The organism is Longimicrobium sp. (genome assembly GCF_036280135.1).
Lineage (GTDB): Bacteria > Gemmatimonadota > Gemmatimonadetes > Longimicrobiales > Longimicrobiaceae > Longimicrobium.
This window is the reverse complement of the sequence record NZ_DASURI010000216.1, coordinates 1-6,413: the sequence shown is the minus strand read 5'-3', so window position 1 is coordinate 6,413 and position 6,413 is coordinate 1. Positions and strand designations below refer to the sequence as shown.

The 6,413-nt window shown below is 70.7% G+C and carries 5 protein-coding genes and 1 pseudogene; 3 read left to right on the top strand and 3 right to left on the bottom strand.

Annotation, left to right across the window (positions count from 1 at the left end):
* The first annotated feature begins 738 nt into the window (after positions 1-738).
* A complete protein-coding gene (locus VFZ20_RS06485; RefSeq protein WP_329683026.1) occupies positions 739-915 on the top strand; it encodes a hypothetical protein in 177 nt (58 codons plus the stop codon).
* A gap of 492 nt (positions 916-1,407) precedes the next feature.
* Entirely contained in the window at positions 1,408-2,346 is a 939-nt protein-coding gene (locus tag VFZ20_RS06480; protein ID WP_329683025.1) for a hypothetical protein, read from the top strand.
* Positions 2,347-2,676: 330 nt separating this feature from the next.
* Here VFZ20_RS06480 and VFZ20_RS06475 read toward each other — a convergent pair whose 3' ends face one another.
* Both VFZ20_RS06475 and VFZ20_RS06470 read right to left on the bottom strand, forming a co-directional pair.
* Entirely contained in the window at positions 2,677-3,597 is a 921-nt protein-coding gene (locus VFZ20_RS06475; RefSeq protein WP_329683024.1) for a DMT family transporter, read from the bottom strand.
* A gap of 223 nt (positions 3,598-3,820) precedes the next feature.
* Positions 3,821-4,627: an MBL fold metallo-hydrolase gene (locus tag VFZ20_RS06470; protein WP_329683023.1), complete on the bottom strand. Its 807-nt coding sequence runs from the start codon at positions 4,625-4,627 to the stop codon at positions 3,821-3,823.
* Between the two features lie 226 nt (positions 4,628-4,853).
* Here VFZ20_RS06470 and VFZ20_RS06465 point away from each other — a divergent pair, with 226 nt between their 5' ends.
* On the top strand, positions 4,854-5,264 hold the full coding sequence (locus VFZ20_RS06465; protein ID WP_329683022.1) for a hypothetical protein: 411 nt from the start codon (positions 4,854-4,856) through the stop codon (positions 5,262-5,264).
* Positions 5,265-5,735: 471 nt separating this feature from the next.
* Here the strand turns inward: VFZ20_RS06465 and VFZ20_RS06460 are convergent.
* Positions 5,736-6,413, bottom strand: a pseudogene (locus tag VFZ20_RS06460) (hypothetical protein); the annotation flags it as partial.

Below are 6,413 nucleotides of genomic sequence, written 5' to 3'. Positions count from 1 at the left end.
GCTCGCTGTCGCTCGCACCCTCTCCCGCAAACTGCGCGGGAGAGGGTGTATACTTCAAACGGGGTGTGGAGCGGGACGGGCAGGGATCACGGCGGGGCGGGGCCGGCGCGAGGCCGACGCGGCCGCGCGAGGGCGGGTGAGGTGAGAATGGGCGCGGCCCTCGCCGAGCGAATGATGCTGAACCGGCATTCCTGCACTCCAGCCCCGGCGAATGAATTCGCGGCTCTGAAACCGTGATGTCGGCCTTCGCCGACAGCTCCTGCCGCACGCCGTCCGCGTGCACAAAGGCGGCGTTCGGGCCAGCGAAGCCCGCGCCGGCGCACATGGCGTCTTCTGTGCTGGGGCAGTCCGCGCAGGCGGACTTCGTGCCTTTCCAGCGGCGAATTCATTCGCTCCGGCTGGGGGAACGGCCTTACCGGATCAGATCCGCAATCGGCATAATCCGTCGCAGGAACATCGCGAAGTCCGCCTGCGCGGACTGCTCGTGCCGCACGTCGTCTCGTCTACACCATACCACGGTTCACGCGGGTGAAGCCCCGTTCGGTGCGCGGTCGCGCGCCGGGCGGGGTTTCGACGTTTGTGGCGCGGACACCGCTCGTCACGGCGAACATCGGCTCGGGGGGCGGAGGCGCGGCGTATCCCACGGGCGGCGGCGGATGGATCGATCGCGGCTACGTTGGATGCGGGACGCGGGATGGGCTCGCGTCCATCGATCCGATCCGCCACAGGAGCATCACCATGCCCGATACCACGCACGCACTCGGCGAAGAAGAGCCCTGGACCACCGCCCTCATCGGCGAAGAGGGCGAGACCACGCACGCCGAGGGCGAGGAAGACCCCTCCACCACCGGCCCCGTGGGCGAGGAAGACGCCACGTCCGGCGGCGGCACGGACGACCCGTTCGGCGCGTTCTGAGCATCCGCTCCGTCCCGGTCCCGCTTGGTGTTCGCGCCGGACGGGGCCGCGGACGCAATGCGCATCCGCATCCAGGATGATGCGAAACGAGCTGACCTGATCCGCCGCGCTGGGCCGGCAGGAGGATCATCCGTCGAGAGACATCTGTCGCGTCGCGTCGAGACTGTGCGAGTGTGTTGAGTGGGGTTGTATGATTAAATAAGTCCGATTAGGATAGGTGAGGGGACGCGGGCCCGTCCGGCGTCCGTTCCCCGCCGCGGCGGTGCCGATGCGTGTCGCCGCGAACCCATCCAACCCGGGAGGATGCCATGAGGGACAAGACGCTCGCCTGCGGCGAAGAGAACCCCACCAGCGCGCCCAGCTACGAGGAGTGCTACGCCGCCGGCGCGCCGGTGGAGACGGAGAACCCGTTCGGCACCTACTGAGGCGCCGGGGCGGGGCCGGAACGGTTCCGGTCCCGCCCGCGCCGTCCGCTTTGGGACGCCCCCAGCCATGCTGACGCTCGACACCCCGCGCCCGGCCATCGCGCCCGCGCCCGCGGCCCTGGACCGCACCCTGCTCATCGCGGGCGGTGAATCGGATCCCAACATCCTGTCCCTGCTGCGCCGCGCCCGCGAGCGCCAGGTGCCCGTGCTGGAGCTGCTGGCCGGCGCGCAGCGAAACCCCGCGCTCACCTGGGACGTGCAGGCCGACACGCTCGTGGTGGACGGCGCCGAGGTGCGTCCGGGCGCCGGCTTCATGCGCTACGACGTGTTCCACGCCATGGCCGACAAGCGCGCGGCGGTGAGCTTTCGCGCCCAAGCCTGGTACACCACGCTGCACGGCTGGATGCTGGCCCACGAGGACGTGCGGATGATGAATCGCGCCTACGCCGGCCAGGTGAACAAGCCGTTCATGCTGCGCGTGGCGGCCGCGTGCGGGCTGCGGATTCCGCGGACGCTCATCACCAACGAGCTGGACGCGCTGGAGGGGGCCGAGGGCGCCGCGGAGATGATCGCCAAGCCCGTCCCCGGCGGCGGCTACACGCAGCTGGTGGGCGAGCTGCTGCGCACCACGGAGCGGCGCGACGGCAAGGCGGCCGCGCCCGCGTTCGTGCAGCAGCGGCTGATTGCGCCGGAGGTGCGCATCTACGGCGTGGGTGGGCGGTTCATCCCGTTCGACGTCATCAGCGAGCACCTGGACTACCGCGCCGACGACGCCACGCGCGTGGAGCCGCGCCCGCTGGACCGCGTGGATCCCGCGCTGATCGCGGCGCTGGGCCGGCTGATGGACGCGCTGGGGATGGAGTACGGCGCGGCGGACTTCAAGACGGACGCGGACACGGGCGAGCTGGTGTTCCTGGAGATCAATAGCGGCCCCATGTTCGTCGCGTTCGACCGCGCGAGCGGATACGCCGTCAGCGACGCGATCCTGGATTACCTGCTGGGGTGAGGCGGCGGGGGGAGGGCGGGTGGAGATACGCGGAGGAGGGACGGATCGCGCGGCCGGCGGAGCGCCCCCCATCCCCGACCCTTCCCCCATAAACAGAATGGGGGAAGGGAGAACGGCGGATCGCGCACGTCGGCGGGGTGTCTGCCGGTCCGCGGAGAGCCCCCACCCCCCGGCCCCCTGCCCCCGCTTCGCGGGGGAGGGGGAGAACTGCGTTGGACGGGGAGGTCGATACGCGCCCCGGGACTCGTTCGAAGTATACACCCTCTCCCGCGCAGTTTGCGGGAGAGGGTGCGAGCGACAGCGAGCGGGTGAGGGCCCGCGGGTGAGGGCCTACGGCTCCACCACCTCCTGGTCCGCGGGCGACGGGGGCTCGCCGGCGGGGCGGGAGCGGCCCGCGCGGATGGCCACGGCCACGCCCGCGAAGATCAGCACCACGGCGGGAATCATCCGCCACGACACGTGCTCGTGCAGCAGCGGCACCGCCAGCGCCGCCGTGATGGGCGGCTGCATGTACACGAACGTGCTCACCAGGCTGCTCTCCGCCCGGCCCAGCGCCCACGTGTTCAGGTAGTACGCCCCCACGCTGGGCACCACGATGATGTACAGCATCAGCATCCACGTGGTCGTGCTCATGCCGCCCGCCTCGCGCAGCAGCGCGCCCAGCCCCCACGGCAGCATCCCCACCACGCCGAACGTGAACACCCACGTGATCACCGTGAGCGCGTTGTAGCGGCGCAGCAGCCCGCGCGAGATCACCAGGTAGATGGAGTAGCACGCCACGTTGCTCAGGGCCAGCAGGTTGCCCAGCGCGCTCCCCTCGTGCAGCCCCACGCCCACCAGCACCAGCGCGCCGCTTCCCGCCAGCGCGATCCCCAGCCACTTGGCCGGCGTGCCGCTCTCCCGCCCCAGGAGGATGGCGATCAGCAGCGTCATGGCGGGGCCGGCCGTCACCAGCGTCTGCGCGGCCGTGGCCGTGGTAAGGCTCAGCGCGGTGATGTACAGCAGCTGGTTCATGATCACGCCGAACAGCGAGTACGCCGCCAGCAGGGCGTAGTCGCGCGCGCCGCGCACGCGCTCGCGGACGGTGGCGCGCTGGATGATCCAGAACAGCGCCGCCGCGCCGGCCACGCGCAGCAGCGCCAGCGCGGGGCTGCTCAGCTCGCGCAGGGCGAACTTGACCGCGATGGGCAGCGTGGAGAAAAAGACCTGCACCAGCACCAGCGCGACGATGACTTTGCGGGACTTCGGCACTTCCGTTTTCCTGCGATTCAGGCCAAAAAGCTCCGGCCCCGCCGCGACGTGGCGAGGGCCGGAGTGCTTTGATTCAGTTTCGGCGCGGCGATCACGATCTGTACCGCCCGCGCGACAATCTGCGTCCGCTCAGCCCCGCGCGACAGGTGTGGCCGAACGCTGTTCACCATTACGCGGTTTCCGTTGACACCGCGCAGCGGCGTGGGTTCCGTCCGCGCCTGGATCAGCCGCCGACCGCCGCCGCGTAGCGCTCGGCGGAGCGCAGGACGACGCCCTTGCCGTCCGCGGGGACGACCGTGCTCCACCAGGCGCCGAGGACGCGCTCGAACTCGTACGGGCGCAGGGCGTCGGCCATCCGCCGCACCTCGGACGCGGGGAGGGGGATGAGGTTGGGATAGCTGTACATGAAGCTCACCCAGCGCCGGTCGGGGATTACCTGCACGATGTCGCCGGAGAGCAGCGCGCCGCATCCCTCCGCGCCCGCCGCCCAGTGCAGCACCGTGCCGCCGGCGAAGTGCCCGCCCAGGCGCAGCAGCGTCATCCCGTCGCCCAGGTCCAGCGTGTCGCCGTCCCAGAAGCGGATGGACGGATCGGGCCGCATCACGTGCGCGCGGTCCGCCGCGTGGAGGTGGATGGGGCAGTCGAACGCGCGCGCCCAGTCCACCATCGTGGCGTAGTAGTGCGGGTGCGAGATGGCGATGGCGCGGATTCCGCCGATGCCGCGGATCATCTCCGTCAAGCCGTCGTCCAGCAGCGGAACGCAGTCCCACAGCACGTTCCCCGCCGCCCCGCGCACGAGCAGCGCCCGCTGTCCAATGGCAAAGTCCGGCGCCATGCCGATCCCCACGAGCCCCGCGTCCTCCGTGCGGACGGCGTTGCGGTGCGAGCGCCGCAGCCGCGCGTGCGTGGTCCACTGCTGGCCGCCTGGGCCCACGTACTGGCGCTCGTCCCGGCAGATGGGGCAGCCGTCCGGCTCCCGCCCGGATTCAGAGAACTGCGTACCGCACGTCGTGCAGATGAAGTGCTCCATCGTCCGTCTCCTGGTCCGGTTCCCGTGTTGCCGACGGGGCAAGATAATCGGAATCCGCCGCATGCGCGCGGCGGGGCGGGGAAGATGGCGGATGCGGGACGGGCGGTGTTCGCGCGGTGGCCGCTGTCGCGCGCGGGCTGTACCGGGCGTGGGCCGGTGCGTATCTTGCCCGCCCGATGCGGGACGGTGTCGGAGCCAGACGAAAACCCAGGGGAGGATGACGACGATGAGCGAGCAGCACGATCACGATCACGGGCATGAGGAGGCGGGCTTCGGGGTGGCCCTGGGCTTCCGGATCTTCGAGGTGGATGGGCAGATCTACATGGCGGAGGCCGAGGTGTCGTCGTACGTGGACGATCCCAAGTCGCTGGGCGCCACGCTGGTGTTCCACAACCTGACGGAGCTGGACCCCACCGCGGCCCCCGGCGAGGACGACGAGGACGAGGGCTGGCGGGTGGACATCGACGAGGAGCTCACGCGCGACGAGGGCGGTGGCACGCGCGACCAGTTCCACGCCATCCTGCGCCAGCTGGCCGCGTTCAGCGAGCAGGACCTGCGGGATTACCTCAAGGAGGCCCGCGAGGGTCACGGCGCCGGGGAGGACGAGGCCGGCGAGGGTGAGGGCGAGGAGTCCTGAACCGCAGGGAATAGGGAATAGGGAATAGGGAATAGCCTGCAACTGCCATTCTCTGCCTGAACGAAGCCCCGCCGCGATGCATGATCGCGGCGGGGCTCGGTTTTACTGCTTGGGGCCGATCAGCAGTGCCGCGGGCGCGGCTCCGGCTGCAGCTCCAGCGCGCACGTCGCGCGCGGAACCTGAACGTGAGCGAACGGTGAGCGCGACGAAGGATCTTGCGTCCAGACCACGGGGCCGGCTCCCTGCCTGGAAGCCGGCCGCGAGTATCGCACGCAAGATCCTTCGTCGCCTCCGTGGATCGTGCACAGGCCGGGATCACGCGGCGGCTCCTCAGGATGAGTAGCGTCGCGGAATCGGGTGTTGAAGCCCGTCCGGTGCCGCGTGAGCTCCGAGACGGGGCTTCTCGCAGGCTTCAACCGCTCCGGCGCGAGACCGGCCGGACGCCGTCTGTCGCCTGCTATTCCCTATTCCCTATTCCCTATTCCCTATTCCCTGCAGTTCAGCCTCGAACACCCGCCGCAGCGCCAAGGCAAACCCGCTCACGTAATCCACGCGGCCGCGGCTGCTGCCCAGGTGCTGGTCCATCACCGTGCAGCGGATGACGGCCACGGCCCCCGCGCGGTGGTAGTCGTCGCGGCTGAAGCCCAGCGCCTCCACCAGCGGCACGGCGCTGTCGCCGTACTCCGGCTGGCGCAGCTCCGTCTTGGTCACGAAGTAGTCCAGCGTCCGCGCGGACCGGGCGTCGCTCACGCTCATCGCGCGGTAGATGCGGTCCACGAACGCGTTGGTCTCCTCCAGCGTCGTCAGCGACGGGTGCGTGACGCCGAAGCAGACGAGGTTCAGGTCCGGCGCGGGGAGCGGCACCACGCGGAACCGGCCCCAGTCGCCGGCGGACAGGCGCCGGTGCAGGATGAGCGCGCCGCGCGCCGTCTCGCCGATCATCCGCCCGTAGCCCCGCGCGTCCAGCGGCAGCACCTTGTGGCTCATCCACACGGCCGCCGCCGCCGCGCCCGGCTTGCTTCCCTCCATGATGAAGCGGCCGATGTACCCCGCCTCCGACGCGCCGCGGTGAAAGATGTACGGCGCCTCCACGGCCACCAGGTCGCGCGAGCGGCGGTCGCGAAAGCTCACCGCGCCGGCGGGGTAGGG

Coding starts and splice junctions, on each gene's coding strand:
- VFZ20_RS06485 (WP_329683026.1), top strand. CDS start 739: ATGCCCGATACCACGCACGCACTCGGCGAAGAAGAGCCCTGGACCACC.
- VFZ20_RS06470 (WP_329683023.1), bottom strand. CDS start 4,627: ATGGAGCACTTCATCTGCACGACGTGCGGTACGCAGTTCTCTGAATCC.
- VFZ20_RS06465 (WP_329683022.1), top strand. CDS start 4,854: ATGAGCGAGCAGCACGATCACGATCACGGGCATGAGGAGGCGGGCTTC.
- VFZ20_RS06480 (WP_329683025.1), top strand. CDS start 1,408: ATGCTGACGCTCGACACCCCGCGCCCGGCCATCGCGCCCGCGCCCGCG.